The sequence below is a fragment of the Aeromicrobium sp. 10G20-16 genome, from assembly GCF_055809665.1.
This window is the reverse complement of sequence record NZ_CM147919.1, coordinates 1,106,886-1,128,453: the sequence shown is the minus strand read 5'-3', so window position 1 is coordinate 1,128,453 and position 21,568 is coordinate 1,106,886. Positions and strand designations below refer to the sequence as shown.

General features: G+C 71.6%; 24 protein-coding genes and 1 pseudogene. 20 read left to right on the top strand and 5 right to left on the bottom strand.

Going from position 1 to position 21,568, the window contains the following annotated elements; all coding sequences use genetic code 11:
• Positions 1-8: 8 nt before the first annotated feature.
• Positions 9-809 (bottom strand): DNA-formamidopyrimidine glycosylase family protein, encoded by an 801-nt coding sequence (locus tag AC0L5F_RS05680; RefSeq protein ID WP_473315648.1) that lies wholly within the window; start codon positions 807-809, stop codon positions 9-11.
• Positions 802-5,400, bottom strand: a complete 4,599-nt coding sequence (locus tag AC0L5F_RS05675) for an ATP-dependent helicase (RefSeq protein ID WP_473315647.1) — start codon at positions 5,398-5,400, stop codon at positions 802-804. Before AC0L5F_RS05675 ends, AC0L5F_RS05680 begins: the two co-directional genes overlap by 8 nt.
• Before the next feature lie 78 nt (positions 5,401-5,478).
• Here AC0L5F_RS05675 and AC0L5F_RS05670 point away from each other — a divergent pair, with 78 nt between their 5' ends.
• The 3 genes from AC0L5F_RS05670 to AC0L5F_RS05660 are packed head-to-tail and all read left to right on the top strand — an operon-like array spanning position 5,479 to position 7,492.
• Entirely contained in the window at positions 5,479-6,147 is a 669-nt protein-coding gene (locus AC0L5F_RS05670; RefSeq protein ID WP_473315646.1) for a hypothetical protein, read from the top strand.
• Positions 6,147-6,473, top strand: a complete 327-nt coding sequence (locus AC0L5F_RS05665) for a sunset domain-containing protein (protein WP_473315645.1) — start codon at positions 6,147-6,149, stop codon at positions 6,471-6,473. Before AC0L5F_RS05670 ends, AC0L5F_RS05665 begins: the two co-directional genes overlap by 1 nt.
• Before the next feature lie 14 nt (positions 6,474-6,487).
• Entirely contained in the window at positions 6,488-7,492 is a 1,005-nt protein-coding gene (locus AC0L5F_RS05660) for a DUF3048 domain-containing protein (protein WP_473315644.1), read from the top strand.
• A 21-nt stretch (positions 7,493-7,513) separates the two neighbouring features.
• Here the strand turns inward: AC0L5F_RS05660 and AC0L5F_RS05655 are convergent, their stop codons facing one another.
• Positions 7,514-8,167 carry a TetR/AcrR family transcriptional regulator gene (locus AC0L5F_RS05655; RefSeq protein ID WP_473315643.1) on the bottom strand — a complete coding sequence of 218 codons (654 nt, stop codon included), beginning with the start codon at positions 8,165-8,167 and terminating at the stop codon, positions 7,514-7,516.
• 153 nt (positions 8,168-8,320) lie between these two features.
• Between AC0L5F_RS05655 and AC0L5F_RS05650 the strand changes: the two genes are divergently transcribed.
• The gene (locus AC0L5F_RS05650) at positions 8,321-8,851 is read left to right on the top strand and encodes a hypothetical protein (protein ID WP_473315642.1); all 531 of its coding nucleotides are present in this window, start codon (positions 8,321-8,323) and stop codon (positions 8,849-8,851) included.
• Between the two features lie 33 nt (positions 8,852-8,884).
• On the opposite strand, the gene AC0L5F_RS05645 is transcribed toward AC0L5F_RS05650, so the two are convergent.
• Positions 8,885-9,685, bottom strand: a complete 801-nt coding sequence (locus AC0L5F_RS05645) for a MerR family transcriptional regulator (RefSeq protein WP_473315641.1) — start codon at positions 9,683-9,685, stop codon at positions 8,885-8,887.
• Between the two features lie 55 nt (positions 9,686-9,740).
• Here AC0L5F_RS05645 and AC0L5F_RS05640 point away from each other — a divergent pair, with 55 nt between their 5' ends.
• The 8 genes from AC0L5F_RS05640 (at position 9,741) to AC0L5F_RS05605 (ending at position 16,085) form a co-directional block, all read left to right on the top strand.
• Positions 9,741-10,301 (top strand): YqgE/AlgH family protein, encoded by a 561-nt coding sequence (locus AC0L5F_RS05640; RefSeq protein WP_473315640.1) that lies wholly within the window; start codon positions 9,741-9,743, stop codon positions 10,299-10,301.
• 132 nt (positions 10,302-10,433) lie between these two features.
• Positions 10,434-10,667, top strand: coding sequence for a DUF3039 domain-containing protein (locus AC0L5F_RS05635; protein ID WP_473316157.1), 234 nt, complete (start codon positions 10,434-10,436; stop codon positions 10,665-10,667).
• Positions 10,657-12,378, top strand: a complete 1,722-nt coding sequence (locus AC0L5F_RS05630) for a DEAD/DEAH box helicase (protein WP_473315639.1) — start codon at positions 10,657-10,659, stop codon at positions 12,376-12,378. The genes AC0L5F_RS05635 and AC0L5F_RS05630 overlap by 11 nt, the downstream gene beginning before the upstream one ends.
• Positions 12,379-12,407: 29 nt before the next feature.
• Entirely contained in the window at positions 12,408-12,809 is a 402-nt protein-coding gene (locus tag AC0L5F_RS05625) for a hypothetical protein (protein ID WP_473315638.1), read from the top strand.
• A gap of 64 nt (positions 12,810-12,873) precedes the next feature.
• Positions 12,874-13,812 carry an alpha/beta hydrolase gene (locus AC0L5F_RS05620; protein WP_473315637.1) on the top strand — a complete coding sequence of 313 codons (939 nt, stop codon included), beginning with the start codon at positions 12,874-12,876 and terminating at the stop codon, positions 13,810-13,812.
• Positions 13,813-13,863: 51 nt separating this feature from the next.
• Positions 13,864-14,778 carry an oxygenase MpaB family protein gene (locus AC0L5F_RS05615; protein ID WP_473315636.1) on the top strand — a complete coding sequence of 305 codons (915 nt, stop codon included), beginning with the start codon at positions 13,864-13,866 and terminating at the stop codon, positions 14,776-14,778.
• Positions 14,779-14,791: 13 nt separating this feature from the next.
• Positions 14,792-15,823 (top strand): LLM class flavin-dependent oxidoreductase, encoded by a 1,032-nt coding sequence (locus tag AC0L5F_RS05610; RefSeq protein WP_473315635.1) that lies wholly within the window; start codon positions 14,792-14,794, stop codon positions 15,821-15,823.
• A 91-nt stretch (positions 15,824-15,914) separates the two neighbouring features.
• A complete protein-coding gene (locus AC0L5F_RS05605) occupies positions 15,915-16,085 on the top strand; it encodes a hypothetical protein (protein ID WP_473315634.1) in 171 nt (56 codons plus the stop codon).
• Here the strand turns inward: AC0L5F_RS05605 and AC0L5F_RS05600 are convergent.
• Positions 16,082-17,333: pseudogene (locus AC0L5F_RS05600) on the bottom strand (nicotinate phosphoribosyltransferase). The gene AC0L5F_RS05605 and the pseudogene AC0L5F_RS05600 sit on opposite strands and share 4 nt — an antisense overlap.
• A 107-nt stretch (positions 17,334-17,440) precedes the next feature.
• On the opposite strand from AC0L5F_RS05600, the gene clpS reads away from it, so the two are divergent.
• The 8 genes from clpS (at position 17,441) to AC0L5F_RS05560 (ending at position 21,442) form a co-directional block, all read left to right on the top strand.
• Positions 17,441-17,746 (top strand): ATP-dependent Clp protease adapter ClpS, encoded by a 306-nt coding sequence (gene clpS / locus AC0L5F_RS05595; RefSeq protein WP_473315633.1) that lies wholly within the window; start codon positions 17,441-17,443, stop codon positions 17,744-17,746.
• Between the two features lie 112 nt (positions 17,747-17,858).
• Positions 17,859-18,443, top strand: coding sequence for a DUF2017 domain-containing protein (locus AC0L5F_RS05590; protein WP_473315632.1), 585 nt, complete (start codon positions 17,859-17,861; stop codon positions 18,441-18,443).
• Positions 18,444-18,453: 10 nt separating this feature from the next.
• A complete protein-coding gene (locus AC0L5F_RS05585) occupies positions 18,454-18,936 on the top strand; it encodes an MBL fold metallo-hydrolase (protein ID WP_473315631.1) in 483 nt (160 codons plus the stop codon).
• Positions 18,921-19,265, top strand: coding sequence for an MBL fold metallo-hydrolase (locus tag AC0L5F_RS05580; protein ID WP_473315630.1), 345 nt, complete (start codon positions 18,921-18,923; stop codon positions 19,263-19,265). Before AC0L5F_RS05585 ends, AC0L5F_RS05580 begins: the two co-directional genes overlap by 16 nt.
• A gap of 67 nt (positions 19,266-19,332) precedes the next feature.
• Positions 19,333-19,806: a M67 family metallopeptidase gene (locus AC0L5F_RS05575; protein WP_473315629.1), complete on the top strand. Its 474-nt coding sequence runs from the start codon at positions 19,333-19,335 to the stop codon at positions 19,804-19,806.
• Complete coding sequence (locus tag AC0L5F_RS05570; protein ID WP_473316156.1) at positions 19,803-20,075, top strand: MoaD/ThiS family protein; 273 nt, start codon at positions 19,803-19,805, stop codon at positions 20,073-20,075. Before AC0L5F_RS05575 ends, AC0L5F_RS05570 begins: the two co-directional genes overlap by 4 nt.
• A gap of 3 nt (positions 20,076-20,078) precedes the next feature.
• Positions 20,079-21,026: a PLP-dependent cysteine synthase family protein gene (locus AC0L5F_RS05565; protein ID WP_473315628.1), complete on the top strand. Its 948-nt coding sequence runs from the start codon at positions 20,079-20,081 to the stop codon at positions 21,024-21,026.
• A gap of 212 nt (positions 21,027-21,238) precedes the next feature.
• Positions 21,239-21,442 carry a cold-shock protein gene (locus AC0L5F_RS05560; protein WP_435707772.1) on the top strand — a complete coding sequence of 68 codons (204 nt, stop codon included), beginning with the start codon at positions 21,239-21,241 and terminating at the stop codon, positions 21,440-21,442.
• Positions 21,443-21,568: the final 126 nt, after the last annotated feature.

The window sequence follows — 21,568 nt, the reverse complement described above, 5'->3', positions numbered from 1 at the left end:
TCCCGAGTCTAGGTGAGCGGTGCCGACGGGGCGGGCTGGCAGACCGGGCACCAGAAGGTGTTGCGCTCGCTGGTGGGTCGATCGCCCAGCTGGCCGGTGCGGATGGCGGTGCCGCACCGGCGGCAGCGGCCCCGTTCGCGCCGGTAGACCCATCGCTCCTGTCCGGATCGCGTGTTGCCGGTGAAGGTGCGCTGGACGCGGTCCTTGTTGACGTCGAGCATCTGCTGACCCCGTGCGACGACGCGCCGCAGGTCGCGGACCTGGCCGACCGGTCGCTCGGGGTGCAGCCCGGACACGAACAGGAGCTCGTTGACGTACTCGTTGCCGAGGCCGGCGAGGTTGCGCTGGTCCAGCAGGGCCAGGAAGACGGGTCGATCGGGGTCCGCCGACGCTCGACGGGTCGCCTCGTCGAGGTCCCAGTCAGGTCCGAGGAGGTCGGGCCCCAGGTGTCCGACGACGTCGGCCTCTCGATCGGTGGGGACCACCTCGGTGATGCCGAGCGAGAACCCCACGGCTTCGTCCGTGGCGGTGCGCAGCACCAGTCGGGCGGTGTGGTCGGGGCGCCGCCAGCCGGTGCCGAGCGGGTGCACGTCCCATACGCCCTCCATCTTCAGGTGGGTGTGGATGCTCTGACCGCCCACCCGGATCAACAGGTGCTTGCCCCGGCTGAGCACCTCGTCGACCACGTGTCCGGACAGGTCGAGCGTGGCGTGCTGCGGCACGCGGAAGTCGGTGGTGACCAGCTGCTGGCCCGCCAGCGCGCCACGCAGGCGCTTGGCGGCCCGCCAGACGGTGTCGCCCTCAGGCATCGACCCGCAGCCCCTTGGGTGTGCGGTCGAATCCGGCCTCGCGCAGGGCGTCGGCCCACGTCGACTCCAGCGCGGGCCGGCCGCCGACGGTCTCGATGCTGAGCCGGGCGATGCGCCGTCCGCGGACCAGCGCGGCCAGGGCGGTGGCGGCCGCGGCGACGCGTGCAGGGTCGTCGTCGAACGGGATGAGCGTCTTGCCGCCCCGTTCGAGGTAGGCCACCAGGACGCCGTCGTGCAGCACCGCCATGGCGCCGGCCTTGCGCGCCGGTCGGTGGCCCGTGGCGGTGTCGGTGTCGAGTCGATCGGGCCACGGGAGGGCTGCGCCGAACGGCTGCGCGGGGTCGGTGGCGGCCAGCACGACGGCTGCTCGCTGCGAGGGAGCGTCGTCGTCGCTGACGTGTCCGCGCAAGCGGTCGATCGTGGACGGTGCCGCGAACTGGGCGGCACCGAGCGACTCGACGAAGTAGCCGCGCAGGCACGCTCCGGTCTGCTCCAGCTCACGCAGGACGCGGTAGACGGCGGCGAACCCGCCGGGCGTCTGCTCGGCCATCACCGATCCGCGGGTGACGACGCCGTAGCGGGCGAGCAGCGCCTCGGTGCGGGCCAGGCGGTCGGCGGCGAGGTCGGCCGGTGTCGGCTCGGCCGGGTGGGGGTCGAGTGCGAACCACCGCCCGCTGGCCGTGGGCGGGCCCTGTGCCGCCAACCGCGGCGAGCGGCGCCCACCGAGTCGGGCACGGGGCGGAGGACGACGGGTGCGGTGCGATCCGCCGCGTCCGACCATGGTGCGCACCGGTGCGTACGTGTCGTTGCTGACGTGTCCGGCCCAGACGAGGTTCCACAGGGCGTCGGCGAGCTCGCCGTCGAGCGGCGGATCGTCCCCGCCTGCCACGGCGTCGGACAGCTGGCGGAACAGGAAGGCGCCGCCACCGTCGAGGGCCGCGAGCGTCCGCGCCTCGAGGGTGTCGGGCTCGACGGCCTGCGTGCGCGGCAGGACGAGGTCGGCCGGGTGCAGCTGCACCCAGCCGTCGTTGCCGGCCAGGGTGCCGCCGCCGGACCACACGATCTCGCCGGCGGAGGTGAGCTCGTCGAGCATCGCGGGCTGGTAGTCGCGCACCCGCGCGGGCAGCACCAAGGACTCCCATGCAGAGGCGGGCAGCGCGCCGCCGGCCAGCTGGTCGATGGTGGCGAGCACGCCGTCGACGCCGCGCAGCGAACCGCCCACCCCCTGCCAGGAGGGGAGGAACGCTGCGAACGCGTCGGTGTCGACCGGCTCGACCTGCTGGCGGGCCGCGGCGAGCGAGCGGGAGCGCAGGCGCCGCAGCACGCCGGGCTCGACCCACTCGGTCTGGCCGGTGCCGGTGGTCGCGCTGGCCGGGAGGAACTCGCCCTCGGTGAGGCGGCCGTCGCGCGCGAGCCGGCGCAGCATCTCGGTGGTGACGGCGACCCCCAGGCCGAACCGCTCGGCGACCTCGGCGGCGGTGAACGGGCCGTGCGTGCGCGCGTGGCGCGAGATCAGGTCCGAGAGCGGGTCGGCCACCGACTCCAGGTGGGCCGCCGGGATGCCGAGTGGCACGACGGTGCCGAGCGCGTCACGCAGCCGCCCTGCGTCCTCGACGCCGGCCCACCGGGCGTCGCCGGCGACCTGCACCTCGATGGCGCGCCGCGCGTCCTGCAGGTCGCCCAGCCACTGGCGCGCCTGGTCGACCGAGCCGTCGGTGGTGCGCTCGGCGACCTCGGCCACCGACAGCGGTCCGAGGACACGCAGCAGGTCGGCCACGCCCTCGGCGTCCTTGGCCCGACGATCCGGCGCCAGCCGCTGCAGCTCGGCCTCGGTCTGCGCGATGACGTCGGGGTCGAGCAGCTCGCGCAGGTCGGCGCGTCCCAGGAGCTCGGCCAGCAGCGTGGGATCGAGGCTCAGCGCGGCTGCGCGGCGCTCGGCGAGCGGGGTGTCGCCCTCGTAGAGGAACGCGGCCACGTAGCCGAACAGCAGGTTCTGCGCGAACGGTGACGCCTTCTCGGTGGTGACCTCGGCGATCTGGATCTCGCGCGAGGCGAGCTGGCGCGTGACCAGGCTGAGTGCCGGCAGGTCGTAGACGTCCTGCAGGCACTCGCGCGCGGTCTCGAGCAGGATCGGGAACGTGGGGTGGTCGCGGGCGACATCGAGCAGCTGAGCGGCGCGCTGCCGCTGCTGCCACAGCGGGGCGCGCGAGCCGGGATTGCGCCGGGGGAGCAGCAGGGCACGGGCTGCGCACTCGCGGAACCGCGCGGCGAACAACGCCGAGCCCCCGACCTCGGTGGTGACCAGCTGCTCGAGCTCGTCTGCCTCGAAGACGAACAGGTCGGCGCCGGGCGGCTCGACCTCGGTGTCGGGCAACCGGGCGACGATGCCGTCGTCGTTGGCCACCACGGAGCCGTCGATGCCGTGGCGCTCCTGGATGCGGGCGGCGACCGCCAGGGCCCAGGGTGCGTGAACGCGGCGTCCGAACGGGGAGTGCAGCACCACGCGCCAGTCGCCGAGCTCGTCGCGGAAGCGCTCGACCACCAGGGTGCGGTCGGTGGGCAGCTGTCCGGTGGCCTCGCGCTGGTCGGCGAAGTAGGCCGCGAGATTCGTGGACGCCCTGGTGTCGAGGCCCAGCGCCTGTGTGCGCTGCGCCCAGGCGTCGGGGCCGATCTCGGCGGTCTCGCGCACGAAGGCACCGATGGCGGCACCCAGCTCGTGGGGGCGCCCGACGTTCTCGCCCTTCCAGAACGGCAGACGCGCCGGCTCGCCGAACGCCGGAACCACGACCACCCGGTCGTGGGTGATCTCGACGATGCGCCAGCTGGTGGCGCCGAGCGCGAAGACGTCGTTGACCCGCGACTCGTAGACCATCTCCTCGTCGAGCTCGCCGACGCGTCGCGGTGATCGGTCGCCGTCGTCGTCGCCGGCGGCCAGCACCACGGCGAACATGCCGCGGTCGGGGATGGTGCCGCCGCTGGTGACGGCGAGCCGCTGGGCGCCCGGACGGCCGGTGAGCACGCCGGCGTCGCGGTCCCACACCAGCCGGGGGCGCAGCTCGGCGAAGCCGTCGGACGGGTAGCGCCCCGACAACAGGTCGAGCGTGGCCTCGAACGCTCCGCGCGGCAGGGAGGTGAACGGTGCGCTGCGACGCACGGTGTCGAACCACTGCTCGACCTCGACGGGCTCCAGCGCCGTGGCGGCCACGGTCTGCTGGGCCAGGATGTCGAGCGGGTTGGCCGGCACGTCGATGCGCTCGATGAGGCCGTCGCGCATGCGGGCCGCCGTGACCGCCGAGCCCAGCAGGTCGTGACGCGAGGTGGGGAACACGACACCGGTGGACAGGCCCCCGACGTGGTGACCGGCGCGGCCCACCCGCTGCAACCCGCTGGCCACCGACGGCGGCGTGGACACCTGGACGACCAGGTCGACCGCGCCCATGTCGATGCCGAGCTCGAGGCTGGAGGTGGCGACCACGCAGCGCAGCCGCCCGGACTTGAGGTCGTCCTCGATCAGGTCGCGCTGATCCTTGCTGACCGACCCGTGGTGGGCGCGTGCCAGCTCGGGCGCCGCGCCACTGCCCTGGGCACTGCCGCCCATGACCTGGGCGGGGGAGCGCGTGGCCGGTTCCTTGTCCGGCGGTGCGCCGTTGCGCTCGGCGAACGCCTCGTTGAGCCGTGCGGTGAGGCGCTCGGCGACGCCGCGGGAGTTGACGAAGCAGATGGTGGACGAGCGCTGCAGCACCTGGTCGAGGATCGCCTCCTCGACGTGCGGCCAGATGCTGCCGCCGGACCGTTCCCCGGTCTCGGGCTCGTGCTCGTCGCCGGGGGTGGTCGGACGGGCCGCCGGCAGCTGCGTGAGGTCGTCGACCGGCACGACCACCGACAGCTCGAGCCGCGACGGCGACTCGGGGTTCACGATCCGCACGGGACGTGAGCCGCCGAGGAAACGAGCGATCTCCTCGTGCGGACGCACGGTGGCGCTGAGGCCGATGCGGCGAGCCGGGGACGGCAACAGGTCGTCGAGCCGCTCCAGCGACACGGCGAGGTGGCTCCCGCGCTTGGTGCCGGCCACGGCGTGGACCTCGTCGACGATGACGGTGTCGACGGTGCGCAGCGTCTCGCGGGCCGCCGAGGTGAGCATGAGGAACAGCGACTCGGGCGTGGTGATCAAGATGTCGGGTGGACGCTGCACCAGCGCTCGCCGGTCGCGCTGGCTGGTGTCGCCGGAGCGGACGCCCACCGTGACGTCGCCGAAGGTGTCGCCGCGACGGGCTGCGGTCTGGGTGATGCCCACCAGCGGAGATCGCAGGTTGCGCTCGACGTCGACGGCCAGCGCCTTGAGCGGCGACACGTAGAGCACGCGGGTGCCGGCGCCGGCGTCGGGATCGCGTGGCTCGTGCAGCAACCGGTCGATGGCGGCGAGGAAGGCGGCGAGGGTCTTGCCGGACCCGGTGGGGGCGACGACGAGGACGTGGTCGACCTCGCTGGCCGAGGTGGACCAGGCGCCCTCCTGGGCGGGGGTGGGCGCGGTGAAGGTCGCCTCGAACCACTCACGAGTGGCCGGTGCGAAACGCTCCAGCGCTGCAGTCACCGCCCCATCGTGGCAAACGGTGCCGACAAGCGCCTCCTGCCCCGTCCTCGCCCTTCACCCCGTCAGTAGCCTGTCGGGGTGTCCGATGGTCGTCTCAGGTCCCTGATCGCCGCCACCGCGGTGGCGCTCGTGGTCGTCATCGGTGCCGGCGCCCTCTCCGGCAGCTCGGCAGCCGCGGCCGATCTGCGACCACGGGTGCAGCAGGCGGTGGACGCTGCGGGCCTCGAGGACGTGCGTGTCCAGATGAGCGGGCGCGAGGCGGTGATGAGCGACGGCACGCTCGACGAGCTGACCGACGCCGTCGCCGTGGCCGAGGGGGTGCGAGGCGTGCGCAGCGCCCGTGTCGACGACCGGCCCGGCTCGGTCGTGCGCGTCGACACGACCCGCCCTTACCTCCGGCTCAGACGTGATCCGGATCGTCTCCGCATCCTCGGTGCCGTGCCGACGGCTGCTGCCGCGGCCACCATCAAGGCCGCGGCAGCGCGCGCGTTCGGCCTGCCGGTCCGGGGTGACCTGATCATCGATCGCTCCCTCCCGCCGGCTCGATGGACCGACGAGCTGCCCGGCGCGTTCGCCGACCTGGTCGCCGTCGACGACATGGACCTCATCATCGATCGGGCCGATCTGCGGCTCGGGGGCGAGGTGCCGTCGGCCGGCGACCGCTCCGAGATCGTCGCCATGGTCGGCCGTTCGCTGGCTGGCCTCACCGTCACGGCCGACCTGCGGGTCGAGCGAGGGGAGTCCTGATGTCGTGGTTCACCGTCGGCGAGGTGGTCGTCTGGCTGGTGCTGGCAGCCGCCCTGGGAGGCGTGCTCGGGTGGTTGCTGCACGAGGCGTGGAGCCGCCGCTCCTCGTCCGCCACCGCCTCCGATGCCGACGTCGATGCCGAGAGCCGGGTCGAGCCGGCGGGCACGGCTGAACCGGAGCCGGAGAAGCTCATCAAGGGCAACGCGAAGTCCAAGATCTTCCACGTGCCGGGGAGCCCGGCGTACGAGCGCACGCGGGCGGACCAGTGGTTCGGCACCGAGGCCGAGGCAGAAGCCGCGGGCTACCGTCCGCCGAAGAGTCGATGAGGCATGCTGGCTCCATGACGATCCGCTCGCTCGCGGTGGCTGCGGCCGCCGCGGTCGCCTTGACCGGTTGCACCTCCCAGGCAGATGACCCGAAGGCCGCCGAACCGCCCACCGTCGGCACGGCCGCTGCGCTGGTCGAGCTCTCGCCGATCACCGGTCTTCCGATGGCCAAGGGGCGTCCGGACAACCCGGTCTTCGTGGTCAAGATCGAGAACACCGAGGGCGGCGAGCCGCAGATCAACCTGGACCGGGCCGACCTGGTCATCGAGGAGCTGGTCGAGGGTGGGCTCACGCGCCTCGCTGCCTTCTACTACTCCGACCTGCCCGACAAGGTGGGCCACGTGCGTTCGCTGCGCGCCACCGACATCGGCATCGCCACGCCCATCAAGGGGCAGCTGGTCGCGTCGGGTGGAGCCGGGGGAGCGGTCGCGCAGATCAAGCGGGCGGGGATCACGCTGTTCTCCGAGGACGGCGGGTCGCCCGGGTTCAGCAGCGACCCGAACCTGTACCGGCCGTACAACCGCCTCATCAATCTCAAGCGCGTCGACCGTGACGCCAAGAACATCCAGCCGACCCAGTCGTACCTGACGTGGACACCCGAGGGTGAGACGGCGGACCCGGGCACCTCCAAGGTCTCGACGGCCACGGGTGCCAGCGTCCAGTTCTCGCGCACCACGACGACCACGTGGAAGCTCAAGGGCGACACCTGGCAGCGCACCAACGGGCACGCGGCCAAGGAGTTCAAGGCCGACAACCTGATCGTCATGGAGTCCCGCATCGAGGACGCCGGCTACACCGATCCGGCCGGCAACCCGGTACCCGAGACCGTCATCGAGGGCAGCGGCAGGGCGCAGGTGTTCCACGGCGACCAGGTCGTGAACCTCACCTGGAACAAGCCCACGCTCGACGCGCCGATCTCGTTCACGACCGCCGACGGGCAGCCCTACACGATCACCCCGGGCCGCACCTTCTTCGAGCTGGTGCCCAAGAACGACGGCAAGGTCACGCTGACGCCCTGAGCGATCGGGCGGGCCGGTAGGTCAGTCGTCGATGGTGGGCAGGGCCCGCAGGCCGGCCAGCAGCGCGCCGATCGACTGCTGCACCGACTCGCTGGCCGCGTCGGGATCCTCGGCGTCGGCCACGAACTCCGAGGCCGACCGGATCGCGCCGTAGAAGATCACCGCGAAGGCCTCGTTGAGGCCCGAGGTGCCGCCGTCGAGCTCGGCGAGGAGATCGTCGACCGCGCCCTGCACGACGCCGAAGGTGGCCTGGCGCTCGGCCTCCTGCCATCGCTCGTGGCCCAGGGCCACCGGGCCCTCCTGCATGCAGATGCGCCGGAACTGCGGGCGCCGACAGACCTCGAGGAACTTCTCCAGGCCGATCTGGGCACGTTCCCACGGATCCTTCGACGCGGCGAGGGCTGTGGTGACTTCCTTGCTGGCCGCCAGCTGCACGTCGAGGAAGACGCTCTCGAACAGGGCCAGCTTGCTGGGGAAGTGGTGGTACAGCGCGCCCTTGGTCACGCGGGCCGCGGCCACCACCTCGTCGAGCGAGGTGCCGGCGTAGCCGTGCTGGGTGAACAGGTCGCGGGCCGACTCCAGCAGGGCGGTCTTGGTGCTGGAGGAGTAGTTCTGCCGCCGTGACGTCTTGCGTGCGGTGCGCAGCACCTGCTTCGCGACGCGGGTGTGGGGCATGGGGCGAGTGTAGGTGGTGTGGTCTGGACCTCGTGTCGGGCATCACAGCGACGGGGCTTGGACTGGGTCCGCCCATGCAACATACTGAGAGTACGTACCGGCGGTATGTACTCCCGAAGACCGCCGGACCTGGCACCGGAAGGAACACACACCATGACCTGGGATGCCTACTACCGCCGCAAGAGCGTGCTGCGCGACATCTGTGCGTTGGCCGACCGCGACACCCACTCCACCCTGACCGAGCTGCTGGACGCCGCCGATCCGCGTCGCGAAGCACTCACCGACGAGACCGCAGCGCTGTTCGAGATCCAGATGGCCTGGTTCCAGCGTCTCAGCGGCCACATCGACCGGCTCGCCGCCGAGGGCGCCGACACCCCCGAGATGGTCGCCGTCGCCGCCTGGGCTGCTGCGGCCGCCGATCTCCCTGGCGCTCGTGCCCTGCTGGACGCGCACCAGGACGCCCCCGAGCTGGCCAAGGCCTTCGCGAAGGAGCGTCAGCTGCTCGCCGGCAGCGCCGGTGTCTGGGCCAGCCACCCCGACGTCGACGTGCTCGCGGACCGCATCGTGTCCTCGGCGCGCGCCGAGGTCGCCCAGCCCACCGCCGCACCGCACGCGATCGGAGCCACCGGCTCCGACGAGCGTCCGAACATCATCACGCGGCTGCGGAACGCGCTGGCTGCCTGACCCTCGTCTGGCGCGGCCCGGTCGCGGGCCGGGTCAACCCTTGCGTGAACGGTTCTTGCCGCCACCACCGAGCATGCCGATCTTGGTCTCGAGCTCGCGGTCGATGGAGGCCTGCAACGAGCTGCGGAACATGCCGAGGGTGACCTGGCTCGCGATCGGGATCAGGTTCTGGACGCTGGCCAGGATGGCCGGCCAGCGGTCCTCGGGCAGACCCTCGCCCATGAACGGGTCGATGATCTCCTCGGCGACCGCGTGCACGAAGGCGTCGGCCACGTCGTTGAGCCGCGCCTGGAGCAGCGGGAACAGCGCGATCACCGTCTGGGCCGACAGGCCCATGGCGACGGCGGCCGCGCCCGTGCGCACCACCGTGGGGTGCACGAGGAGCACGTGGTCGTGGTCGTCCTCGATCCACGACACCAGACCGAACTGCTCCATCGCCTCGATCAACCCGTCGTCACGGGGCACGCCGGCGAGGGCCGCGAGGTCGTCGCGCGACATGATCTCGTCGATCCCGTCGTCGGCCGGCAGGTCCAGCAGCTCGATCAGGTCGAGTGCGTGGCCCGCGGCCGTGCTCGGCGCGCGGCTGACGGCCTTCTCGACGGCGGCCAGGGTGTAGCCACGATCCAGCAACTGACGGATCAGCTGCAGGCGCTGCAGGTGTCGCAGCGAGTAGTAGCCGGTCCGCCCCTCGAGGCGCGGCGCGTCGATCAGGCCGCGGCTGGCGTAGGCGCGCACGTTCCGGACGGTCATCTGGGCGCGGGCCGCGAGCTCGTCGACCGTGAACTCCTCGGACACCGGCGGCTGGACGGCCGGGGGTGTGGCGTCGTTCGACATGACGCACATCCTAGGGTTCCCGCGAATGTGCGCCCCCACCGTGCATCATGGGCTCATGGACACGCTGCGCGGTCGTCTCCTGGTCGCCACCCCGGCGATCGAGACCGGCCCGTTCGTGCGCAGCGTCGTGTTCGTGCTCGATCACGACGAGAACGGTGCCCTCGGGGTCATCATCAATCGGCCCCTGCCGTCGGACGTCGACGACGTCCTGCCGCACTGGGCCGACCACGTCACCGCGCCGGGGTGCCTGTTCGACGGCGGACCGGTGTCCGAGGACGCGGCGTTGGCGGTCGGGGTCCTGTCCGCCGACGAGAACGTCCTGGTACCGCCTGCGGGATGGCGCACCATGGCCGGTCGGGTCGGCCTGGTCGACCTCGACGGCCCGGTCCCCGCCCCCGGCCAGCTCGCCGGACTGCGCCTGTTCGCCGGGTACGCCGGATGGAGCCCCGGCCAGCTCGAGGGTGAGCTGGAGGAGGACGCCTGGCTGGCCCTCGAGGCGCGCGACGGTGACCTGATGTCGCCGCAGCCGGAGGAGCTCTGGCACGAGGTCATGCGACGCCAGAGCGGCGACCTGCGGTACTGGGCCACGTTCCCCACCGACCCCAGCTCCAACTAGCCCAGCAGCAACCAGCCCAGCCGTCGAACGGGCCGGGTCGGCCTGCTTCGGTTCGTCGTCGCCAGCCGTTACGATCATCGGGTGGCTTTCTTCGGGCGAGGATCAGAGACCGTTCTCGACGAGCGCACCGACATGCGCACCGAGGAGGGTGACCACGAGCGCTTCTCGCACTACGTGCCCAAGGACCAGCTCACCGAGGCCATGGTGATGGGCAACCCGGTCGTCGCCCTGTGCGGAAAGATCTGGACGCCCAGCCGTGATCCCGAGCGGTTCCCGGTGTGCCCGGAGTGCAAGGACATCTGGGAGAACATGTCGCCCGGCGACGGCTCCGACGGCAGCGGGGGAGACTCCTCGGGTGACAAGTAGCCAGAACGTCGGAGGGCGGCATCTCCGGGTCTGGCAGCGCGAGGCATTCGACCTCTACCAGCGCACGCAACCGCGGGACTTCCTGACGGTCGCCACGCCCGGCGCGGGCAAGACCACCTTCGCCCTCACCATCGCCGCCGACCTGATGTCGCGCGGACTCATCGACCGCGTGGTCGTCGTGACCCCCACCGATCACCTCAAGACGCAGTGGGCACTGGCCGCCGCGGGCATCGGCATTCCCATCGATCCCGCGTTGTCGGTGCAGGGCCACCTGGCGGCCGACTTCGTCGGGTTCGCCGTCACCTACGCCGGTCTGGCCGTCGATCCCAACGCGTTCCACGTGCGCATCGCCAGTCGCCGCACCCTGGTCATCCTCGACGAGGTGCACCATGCCGGAGACGCGATGGCGTGGGGAGAAGCGGTGGACGAGGCCTGCGACCCCGCCGTGCGCCGCCTGCTGCTCACCGGCACGCCCTTCCGCTCCGACGACAACCCGATCCCGTTCGTCCGGTACGGCGCGGGGGAGGGCGGCGTGATGGTCAGCGAGGCGGACTACTCCTACGGCTACGGGCCGGCGCTGCGCGACGGCGTGGTGCGACCGGTGCTGTTCATGGCGTACTCGGGCGAGATGCAGTGGCGCACCCGAGCCGGTGACGAGGTCGCTGCGCGGCTCGGGCAGCCCCTCGACCGCGCGGCCACCGCACAGGCGCTGCGCACGGCCCTCGACCCGAACGGTGCGTGGATCCGTGCCGTGCTCACGGCGGCCCACCAACGGCTCACCGAGGTCCGCCGCGACGTGCCCGACGCCGGTGGCATGGTCATCGCCAGCGACCAGGAGACGGCGCGCGCGTACGGGCGGCTGCTGGCCGAGCTGACGGGCGAGGAGCCGGTCGTCGTGCTGTCGGACGAGTCCGGCAGCAGTGCGCGCATCGCGGAGTTCTCGGCCGGCATGACGCCGTGGATGGTCGCGGTGCGCATGGTCAGCGAGGGTGTCGACGTGCCGCGGCTGTCGGTCGGCGTGTACGCCACCACCACGGCCACCCCGTTGTACTTCGCCCAGGCCATCGGACGCTTCGTGCGCGCGCGCCGCAAGGGCGAGACCGCGTCGATCTTCGTCCCCAGCGTGCCTCGCCTGCTCGCGCTCGCCTCGAACCTCGAGGCCGAGCGCGACCACGTCATCGGTCGGCCGATCAAGGACGAGGCCGACCTGTTCGCCGCCGAGGCCGAGATGCTGGCCGAGGCGCAGTCCGACGTCGGCGCGTCCGACGACCTCGACGGGCAGTACGCAGCGCTCGGCAGCGACGCATCGTTCGACCGCGTGGTCTACGACGGCAACGACTTCGGGTACGACGTGCTGACCGACAGCGACGGCGAGCTGGACTTCCTCGGCATCCCCGGCCTGCTCGACCCCGACCAGGTGGCCGACCTCCTGCGCACGTCACGCTCCCAGCGGGCCAAGGCGTCGCGCTCGGCCCAGCGAGCCGACCCGGAGGCCGAGGCGGCAGCCGCCTTCGCCCGGCGCGACGACCTGCGCCGTCAGCTGCACGGCCTGGTCGGCGCGTGGCACCACCGCACCGGACAGCCGCACGGCGTCACGCACGCCCAGCTGCGCAAGACCTGCGGCGGGCCGGCGGCTCCCCAGGCATCCGCAGCCGAGCTGCAGCAGCGGATCGACCTGTTGCGCCAGTGGGCCATGCGCGCCTCGGGCTGATCTGACCCCGGTGCAGTCCACACTGAGCCATGAGCATCTCCAGCGGCGCCGTGGCCGTCGTCGTCAGATCCGCGGCCCTCGCCCTGCTCGACGTGGTGTTCCTGGTCGTCCTCGACCGCAGTGACAGCACCGACGCGCTCGGCGCGGGCCTGCTGTTCTTCCTGCTCGTGTCGGCCGTGGCCGTCGTGTGGGCACTGCTTGACGCGATGAAGCACGGGCTCCTGCCGGCGGCCGTCGTCTGGACCGGCACCGCGATCCTGGCCGCCGTGGCGATGACGGTCGGCTACGTCGCGACCAACGAGGGCGCCCGGTTGGGGTCCGAGCTGGGCAGCACCGGGCCGTTCTTCGCCGGTCTGGTGCTGGTGCCGGCGCTGGTCGGCGCGGTGATCGGCGGACTCGCCCATCGCGGCCGCCGCCCTGCCGTCGTGTGAGCTCGGGCTACGGTGGGCACTCGACACGTGAGGGTGGTTCGATGAGCACGATGGCACAGCTCGGATGAGCACCATGGCATGGCGCACGCGCGTCTTCGCGCGGCTGTTGAAGGCGAGCGAGCAGGGCATCGAGGACGTCGAGGACCTGCCGGCGCACCGGGAGAAGCGCGCCAAGCTGCAGAGGTCCGCCGTGGGACGCTGGGTCTTCGGCACCGTCGACCCCGGTGTCGACACCGAGCAGATCCAGGCAGCCGGCTGCCGCACGCTGGTCCACCGGCCCAAGGCGGGCATCGCCCCGCTGCCGTGCGTCGTCAACTTCCATGGCGGCGGGTGGGTGCAGGGCAACCCCGAGCAGTCGCAGTGGCTGGCCAGCCGCCTCGCCGCGCGCAACCGCTGCGTCGTCGTGTCGCCGGCCTATCGGCTGGCCCCCGAGCACCCGTTCCCGGCGGGCGTGGACGATGCCCGCGCCGTGGTCGAGTGGGTGGTCGAGCACGCCGACGAGCTCGGCATCGATCCGCAGCGCATCGCCGTCATGGGCGACAGTGCGGGCGGAAATCTCGCGGCGGTCACGGCGCTCGACGCCCGCGACGCCGGCGGGCCCGAGCTGCGGGCGCAGGTGCTGATCTACCCGGGCGTCGAGATGTACGACCGCTGGCCGTCGGAGGACGAGCACGCGGATGCCGCCGTGCTGACGTCGGCGAACATGCGCGCTTTCTGTCGCCTGTACCTCGGCGACCAGTACGGCACCGAGGACCCCCGGGCCTCGCCGGTGCGCGCCGCGTCGCACGCCGGCCTGCCCAAGGCCTTCATCCTGACCGCCGAGCTGGACCCGCTCAAGGACAACGGCACCCACTACCGCGACGCGCTCGAGGCCGACGGCGTGGCGGTGCGCTTCGCGGAGTACCCGGGCGCGCTGCACGGCTTCCTCAGCCTCCCGGGCCCGGTGCCGGTGGCGAAACAGGCGCTCGACGACATCTGCGACTTCCTGCAGCAGGTGCTCTGAACCCGGACGTCCCCTATTGTGACAGTGAAACTGTCACGGTAACCTCGGGCCATGGCTCCCACGGTGGTCCCCACCTGCTTTCGCCGTGACCGGTGGCAGCGCGAGATCGCTCGACTCGACCCCGAGGTCGACTACGAGCAGATCTCGCGCATCGTCGCCCAGTTCGAGTTCCCGTGGGACTCCCAGCAGGCCCTGAGCTTCGCGCTGTTCCGCACCTACGCCGTGCCGTCGATCGGACGGCTGCTGTTCGACACGGGGGAGTTCACCGAGTCGGTGCAGAAGCGCCACGACGACACCGCCATCATCCTGGAGACCATCGCGGATCGCGGGCTGGAGTCCGAGGAGGGCCGGGCGGGCGTGCGCCGCATGAACCAGATGCACGGCAGCTACGACATCAGCAACGACGACATGCGCTACGTCCTGTCGACGTTCGTGGTCTCGCCGGTGCGCTGGATCGAGCGCTACGGGTGGCGTCGTGGCACCGACGCCGAGCGTCTCGCGGTCGTCCGCTACTACCAGCGACTGGGACGCCTGATGGGCATCCAGGACGTCCCGGACACCTACGAGGGCTTCGCCGAGCTGATGGACGCCTACGAGCGCGAGACGTACGCGTTCGACCCCACGTCGCGAGCCGTCGCCGACTCCACGCTCGATCTGTTCGTCACGTTCTACCCGCGTCCGCTGCGCCGGGTCATGCGGCGCTTCGGCATCGCCCTGCTCGACCCGCACCTGCGCGAGGCGTTCGGCTACGCCCACCCGCCGCGGTGGTTCGAGTCGCTGGCCCACGGCTCCCTGCGGGCGCGGGGTCGTCTCATCCGCTTCTTCCCGCCGCGACGCAAGCCCTCCCTGCTGCAGGACACCCACCGCGTCCGCTCGTACCCCGGTGGCTTCATGATCGACAAGCTCGGGACCTTTCCCACCACGGTGAGCGAGAGCCTGGGCAAGGGAAGTTCTGCGGCCTCCTGAGCGTTGTTCAGTCATGCGACTGTCCGTCCTCGACCTGGTTCCCGTCCGCACCGATCAGTCCAGCGGTGACGCGCTGGCGGCGACGGTCGGCCTCGCGCAGGCCGCCGATCGCCTCGGCTTCACCCGCTACTGGGTCGCCGAGCACCACAACATGCCGGCGGTCGCGGCCACCTCGCCGCCGGTGCTGCTGGCGATGCTCGGCGCGCAGACCGAGCGCATCCGCCTCGGTTCCGGCGGGGTGATGCTGCCCAACCACGCGCCGCTGGCCGTCGCCGAGCAGTTCGCCCTGCTCGAGGCCGCCCACCCCGGTCGGATCGACGTGGGGATCGGCCGCGCACCGGGCTCCGACCCGGTCACCTCGTTCATGCTGCGTGCCGGCCGTGGTGACGAGGACATCGAGAAGTTCCCGCAGTACCTGGACGAGGTCGCTGCTCTGATGAGCGCCGACGGGGCGGAGGTCCAGCTGCCGCGGCAGCGGTACACCCTCAAGGCCACACCGTCTGCGTCGAGCGTGGCGAACCTGTGGCTGCTCGGCTCGTCGATGTACTCGGCGCACCTGGCGGCAGCCAAGGGGCTGCCGTACGTGTTCGCGCACCACTTCTCGGGCCAGGGCGCCGCGGAGGCGCTGGCGACGTACCGCGCCGAGTTCCGACCCAGCGACGTCGCCTCGGAGCCGACCACGTTCCTGACCGTCAACGCGGCAGTCGCGGACACCGACGAGGAGGCGGCGGCGCTCATGCTGCCGAACCTGCAGCTGATGGCTCGGCTGCGCACCGGCCAGCCGTTGTCCGCGCTCGACCTCGTCGAGGACGCCGAGGCGCTGGATCTCGGACCCCAGGTCCAGTCCATCGTCGACGCGGGGCACGCGAAGGCGGTCGTGGGGGCCCCGGCGCGTGCCGCCGAGCAGGTGCGTGCGCTGGCCGAGCAGTTCGAGGTGGACGAGGTCATGGTCAACCCGGTCGCCTCCGCCCGCCGCGGCACCGACCCGCGCACCGCCCCCGCCCGCGAGCGCACCCTCGAGCTGCTGGCCAAGGAGCTCCTCTAGCCTCCAGCGGGAACCAAGCCGACACGCACCGTTCGACGGCGGTTCATCGCGGCATGCCGCGGTGTTGGGTCGCGTGCGCCACGGTGGTCCCATGGACACCACACAGGTACACCGGCGCTCGCTGGCTCCCACCGCGGTGCGCACCATTCCCGCTCTCGGCATCGTCGCGCCCGCGCTCGTGGGTGCGGCGCTCGGAGCCGTGGCGGCCCTCGTGCTGCCGAACGGTGATCAGGGCGACGTCATGGGCGTCGGGTCCCGCTAGCGCCCCTCGACGTAGATCGTCTCGAGAGCCGGCCCACCGGGCGACAGCTGCGTCCCGGCCGCCGGGAAGCTCGGCCACTGCCGCCACGTGCCTGGCCCGAGCGTCGTCCAGCGTCTCGCGCTGCACCCGCTCGCCGTCACGCACCAGCTCGACCAGCAGGTCTCGATCGTCGTCGTCGGCGGCCGGGGGAGCACCGATGCCGACCATCTCGGCCTGGGCCGTGCCGCCGCTCAGACGTCTGCGGGCGAACTTGCGGCCGCCGCGCGAGGTCTTCTCGGTGCTCTTCTTCGCCACCGACACGAGGTCGCCGGCATCGTCCTCGCGGGCGACCAGCTTGTAGACGAAACCGCTCGTGGGGACGCCGGCCCCGGTCACCAGCGACGTGCCGACCCCGTACCCGTCGACAGGAGCCGCGGCGAGGGCGGCGATCGCGTGCTCGTCGAGGTCGCTGGTGACGATGATGCGGGTGCCCGTCGCGCCGAGCGAGTCCAGTTGCTCGCGCACCACGTGCGCCAGCGAGACCAGGTCGCCCGAGTCGATGCGCACCGCGCCGAGCTCCGGTCCGGCGACGTCGATCGCCGTGCGGATCGCCTCGGCGATGTCGTAGGTGTCGACCAGGAGGGTGGTCCCGGCGCCCAGCGACTCGACCTGGGCGGTGAACGCGTCGCGCTCGGAGTCGTGCAGCAGGGTGAACGAGTGTGCGCTGGTACCCGTGGTCGGGACCCCGTGGCGACGCCCCGCCTCGAGGTTCGACGTGGCCGCGAAGCCCACCACGTGAGCGGCACGGGCGGCCGCCACGGCCGCCGCCTCGTGGGTGCGCCGCGACCCCATCTCGATGCATGGTCGGCCGCGAGCGGCACCGACCATGCGGGCACCCGCCGACGCGATGGCCGAGTCGTGGTTGAGGACCGACAGCAACAACGTCTCCAGCAGCACCCCTTCGGCGAACGTCGACTCGACGACCATCACCGGCGACTGCGGAAAGTACAGATCGCCCTCGCCGTAGCCCCAGATCGAGCCGCTGAACCGGTAGTCGGCCAGCCAGTCCAGCGTCGTCGCGTCGACCACCCCGGCGGACCGCAGCCAGTCGAGGTCGTCGTCGCCGAACCAAAAGCGCTCCACGGCATCGAGGGCGCGTCCCGTCCCGGCCACGACGCCGTAGCGGCGTCCACCGGTCAGGCGACGGGAGAACAGCTCGAACACGCTGCGGCGATGCGCCGTGCCGTCGGCGAGTGCCGCCTGCAGCATCGTCAGCTCGTAGTGGTCGGTCAGCAGGGCGGTTCCGGGCTCGGACACCTCCTCAGCGTAGATCCCGATCGATCGACGGTTTCGTCTCGCCCACGCGCTGCGTCACAATGGGACCCGTGTCCACCCCCACGCCCGTCGAGATCGAGGAGACCGACCTCGACGACATCGTGCAGCTGGAGGACCCGTGGGTCACCATCGTGTGGAACGACCCGGTCAACCTGATGTCGTACGTCGCCTACGTGTTCCGCAACTACTTCGGGTACACCGACGAGAAGGCGCACGAGCTGATGATCGCCGTCCACGAGGAGGGCCGGGCCGTCGTCTCCAGCGGCAGCCGCGAGCAGCAGGAACGCCACGTCCAGGCGATGCATGAGTACGGCCTCTGGGCGACGCTGGATCGGGCGGACGCATGAAGCGCTCGACTCGCTTCGCTCGCCGAACCAGCGACTTCGTCGCTGCCGGGCTCCGCCCGGGCGCTCAGCCTCGCTGCGCTCGGCCATGGGCCACCTCGACGGGGGCGGGCTCGTGAAGCCGTTCAGAAGCAGGAGGCGCGGGGGGATCACGGCCACCTTCGAGGCGGGGGAGGCGCAGCTGCTGGCCAACCTGGCCGGGCAGGTGGTCGAGCTGCTGCGCGACCGCAACTCCGCCGACGCGTCCGACGCCGACCCGCTCGCCGCCCAGCTGGGCATCGGTGGGCCGTCGCTGCCGCCCGAGGATCCGGTCCTGCGCCGGCTGCTGCCCGACGCGTACCGCGACGACGAGGCCGAGTCCGGTGAGTTCCGCCGGTTCACCGAGCGCAGCCTGACCTCGGTCAAGGTCGAGAACGCCGAGTCGCTGATCGGCTCGCTGATCGACGGCGGCCTCGAGGTCGGTGCCCTCGGTGTCGACGACGACGCCGAGATCGAGGTCGAGCTCGACCCGGGCGAGGTGCAGGCCTGGCTGCGCTCGCTCACCGACATCCGGCTGTCGCTCGCCGTGCGGCTGGGGATCGAGACCGAGGAGGACGCGATGCTGATCGCCCGTTCCGAGGACGAGGCCACCGCCGCCATGTCCGACATCTACGACTGGCTCGGCTACGTGCAGGAGTCCCTCGTGGCGGCGCTGGACTGACGAGACCGTCGTGCTGATCTGCGCCACCTGCGCGGTGGAGTTCGAGGAGCCGGTTCCGGCCGTCTGCCCGATCTGCGACGACGACCGCCAGTGGGTGCCGGAGGACGGTCAGGCCTGGACCACGCTCGACGAGCTCGCCGCCGCCGGGCAGGCGCTGCAGGTACGGGCCCTCGAGCCCGACGCGTGGTCGATCGTCACGAGCCCGCACGTGGGCATCGGCCAGCACGCCGTGCTGGTGCGCACGCCGGGCGGATCCCTGCTGTGGGACCCCACCGGCTACGTCGACGACGCGACGGTCCGCTCGGTTCTCGAGCACGGTCCCGTCGCGGCCGTGGCGGCCAGCCACCCCACATGTTCGGCGTGCAGGTCGAGTGGGCACGACGTCTGGGCGACGTGCCGGTCCTGGTCTGCGAGGCCGACGCGGACTGGCTGGGCCGTTCCGGCGATCTCGTGCGGACCTGGTCGGGCTCGCACGAGGTGGCCGACGGGCTGACCCTGCACCAGGTCGGCGGTCACTTCGCCGGCAGCGCGGTGGCGCACTGGGCCGCCGGCGCCGACGGGCGTGGTGTGCTTCTGACCGGCGACACGGTCTTCCCCAACCCGGACCGCCGTTCGATCGGCTTCATGCGCAGCTATCCCAACAAGATCCCGTTGTCCGGCGCCGTCGTGCAGCGCATCACCGACCAGCTCGAACAGCTGGAGTTCGACCGCATCTACGGCAACTTCGGCAACGTCACGGCCACGGACGCCCGCCGGATCCTCCGGTTCTCCGCCGACCGGCGCGCGGCGTGGGCGCGGGGCGACCACGACGACCTCACCTGATCGGGCCCGACCGTCTCACCAGTCGGCGGCTGCGCGCGATGCCGGGGAGCCCCGATAAACTCGGTTCGTGCTGACCATCGACCGGGCCACGCGTGACGCGATCGTCGCCCACGCCCGCCGCGACCACCCCGACGAGGCCTGTGGCGTCGTCGCCGGCCCGATCGGGTCGGACCGGCCGGCGCGCTTCGTGCCCATGCTCAACGCGGCGATGTCGCCCACGTTCTACGAGTTCGACTCCGGCGACCTGCTGCGCCTCTACCGCGAGATGGACGACAACGACGAGGAACCGGTCGTGATCTACCACTCGCACACCGCCACCGAGGCCTACCCGTCGCGCACCGACATCAACCTGGCCGGCGAGCCCGGCGCCCACTACGTGCTGGTCTCCACCCGTGAGGGAGCCGAGGCCGACGGCGCCGACATCGACTTTCGGTCCTACCGCATCGTCGACGGCGAGGTCAGCGAGGAAGAAGTCACGGTCGTCGACCGTTATGCAGAAGACACCCCCGAAACTCCCGAGACCACGAAGGCAGACTCCTGATGGCAGAAGTCCGTATCCCCACGATCCTGCGCACCTACACCGACGGTGAGCGTGCCGTCGACGCCTCGGGCGCCACGGTCGCCGACGTCATCGACGACCTCGAGGCGAACCACGCTGGCATCAAGGAGCGCCTCATCGACGCCGACGAGGTGCGACGCTTCGTCAACATCTACGTCAACGACGAGGACATCCGCTTCACCGGCGGACTGAGCACGTCGGTGGCCGACACGGCCACGGTCGTCATCCTGCCTGCTGTCGCGGGCGGCTAGTCCGTGCGTTTCGACTCGCTGGTCGACTCGGTCGGGAACACCCCGCTGGTGGGGCTGCCCACCCTCTCGCCGTCGCCGGACGTGCGCCTGTGGGCGAAGCTGGAGGACCAGAACCCCACCGGCTCGATCAAGGATCGCGCCGCACTGGCGATGATCGAGGCGGCCGAGGCCGACGGCAGTCTCACGCCCGGCGCCACGATCCTGGAGCCCACGAGCGGCAACACCGGCATCTCCTTGGCCATGGTGGCGCGTCAGCGCGGGTACCGGCTGGTGTGCGTCATGCCCGAGAACACCTCCGTCGAGCGCCGCCAGCTGCTGGGCATGTGGGGCGCCGAGATCATCGACTCGCCCGCCGCCGGCGGGTCCAACGAGGCCGTCCGAGTGGCCAAGGGCATCGCGGCCGAGCACCCCGACTGGGTGATGCTGTACCAGTACGGCAACCCCGCCAACGCAGAGGCGCACCACCGCGGCACCGGTCCGGAGATCCTGGCCGACCTGCCCGAGGTGACGCACTTCGTGGCCGGGCTCGGCACCACCGGCACCCTCATGGGCACCGGCCGATTCTTCCGCGAGCACAAGCCCGAGGTCCGCATCGTCGCGGCCGAGCCACGCTACGGCGAGCTGGTCTACGGGCTGCGCAACCTCGACGAGGGCTTCGTGCCCGAGCTGTACGACGAGTCGCTCATCGACGCCCGCTTCTCCGTCGGCCCGCGCGACGCCGTCCGTCGAGTGCGCGAGCTGATCGACGCCGAGGGCATCTTCGCGGGCATCTCCACCGGGGCGATCCTGCACGCGGCACTGGCCCAGGCCGCCAAGTGCGTCGAGGCTGGCGAGAGCGCCGACATCTGCTTCATCGTCTGCGACGGCGGCTGGAAGTACCTGTCCACCGGCGCCTACGAAGGCACGCTGGACGACGCCGAGGACGCCCTCGAGGGCCAGCTCTGGGCGTAGCCCGCGGGTCACGCGGCGCGCCGACGAAGCCCTCGATTTCCCTCGGCGGGGCGCACCTGCCACACTGGTGTCAGTTGTTGTACGACGCTGGGCTGTTTGATCGAACGACTCTCCTCTCGTAGGAGTGGGTTTCTTCTCGCAGGTTGGATGTGTGTCGCGACCGTCGCTCGCGAGACACGCGGGCGGCTTACCCCGCCAAAGAGGAGAACATCATGGCTACAGGTACCGTCAAGTGGTTCAACGCCGACAAGGGCTTCGGCTTCATCGCCCCCGACGACGGCAGCGAGGACGTGTTCGCGCACTTCTCCGCCATCGCGACGAGCGGCTACCGCTCGCTGGACGAGAACCAGAAGGTCGAGTTCGACGTCGAGCAGGGCCAGAAGGGCCTGCAGGCGACGAACATCAAGCCTCTCTGATCCAGGGAGTCTTGCGGCTTCGCCCGCACTGACCACCGACACCGGCGAGACCTTCGGGTCTCGCCGGTGTCGTCGTTTCTGCGCCGTTCATCCCGGGCACGCCTACCGTTGGACGACGGGCTCGGA

What these genes read in the sequence shown, in the direction of transcription:
- AC0L5F_RS05680 (WP_473315648.1), bottom strand. Translation starts at nt 809, where the DNA reads ATGCCTGAGGGCGACACCGTCTGGCGGGCCGCCAAGCGCCTGCGTGGC.
- AC0L5F_RS05665 (WP_473315645.1), top strand. Translation starts at nt 6,147, where the DNA reads ATGTCGTGGTTCACCGTCGGCGAGGTGGTCGTCTGGCTGGTGCTGGCA.
- AC0L5F_RS05660 (WP_473315644.1), top strand. Translation starts at nt 6,488, where the DNA reads ATGACGATCCGCTCGCTCGCGGTGGCTGCGGCCGCCGCGGTCGCCTTG.
- AC0L5F_RS05655 (WP_473315643.1), bottom strand. Translation starts at nt 8,167, where the DNA reads ATGCCCCACACCCGCGTCGCGAAGCAGGTGCTGCGCACCGCACGCAAG.
- AC0L5F_RS05650 (WP_473315642.1), top strand. Translation starts at nt 8,321, where the DNA reads ATGACCTGGGATGCCTACTACCGCCGCAAGAGCGTGCTGCGCGACATC.
- AC0L5F_RS05645 (WP_473315641.1), bottom strand. Translation starts at nt 9,685, where the DNA reads ATGTCGAACGACGCCACACCCCCGGCCGTCCAGCCGCCGGTGTCCGAG.
- AC0L5F_RS05640 (WP_473315640.1), top strand. Translation starts at nt 9,741, where the DNA reads ATGGACACGCTGCGCGGTCGTCTCCTGGTCGCCACCCCGGCGATCGAG.
- AC0L5F_RS05635 (WP_473316157.1), top strand. Translation starts at nt 10,434, where the DNA reads ATGCGCACCGAGGAGGGTGACCACGAGCGCTTCTCGCACTACGTGCCC.
- AC0L5F_RS05625 (WP_473315638.1), top strand. Translation starts at nt 12,408, where the DNA reads ATGAGCATCTCCAGCGGCGCCGTGGCCGTCGTCGTCAGATCCGCGGCC.
- AC0L5F_RS05620 (WP_473315637.1), top strand. Translation starts at nt 12,874, where the DNA reads ATGAGCACCATGGCATGGCGCACGCGCGTCTTCGCGCGGCTGTTGAAG.
- AC0L5F_RS05615 (WP_473315636.1), top strand. Translation starts at nt 13,864, where the DNA reads ATGGCTCCCACGGTGGTCCCCACCTGCTTTCGCCGTGACCGGTGGCAG.
- AC0L5F_RS05610 (WP_473315635.1), top strand. Translation starts at nt 14,792, where the DNA reads ATGCGACTGTCCGTCCTCGACCTGGTTCCCGTCCGCACCGATCAGTCC.
- AC0L5F_RS05605 (WP_473315634.1), top strand. Translation starts at nt 15,915, where the DNA reads ATGGACACCACACAGGTACACCGGCGCTCGCTGGCTCCCACCGCGGTG.
- clpS (WP_473315633.1), top strand. Translation starts at nt 17,441, where the DNA reads ATGGGACCCGTGTCCACCCCCACGCCCGTCGAGATCGAGGAGACCGAC.
- AC0L5F_RS05560 (WP_435707772.1), top strand. Translation starts at nt 21,239, where the DNA reads ATGGCTACAGGTACCGTCAAGTGGTTCAACGCCGACAAGGGCTTCGGC.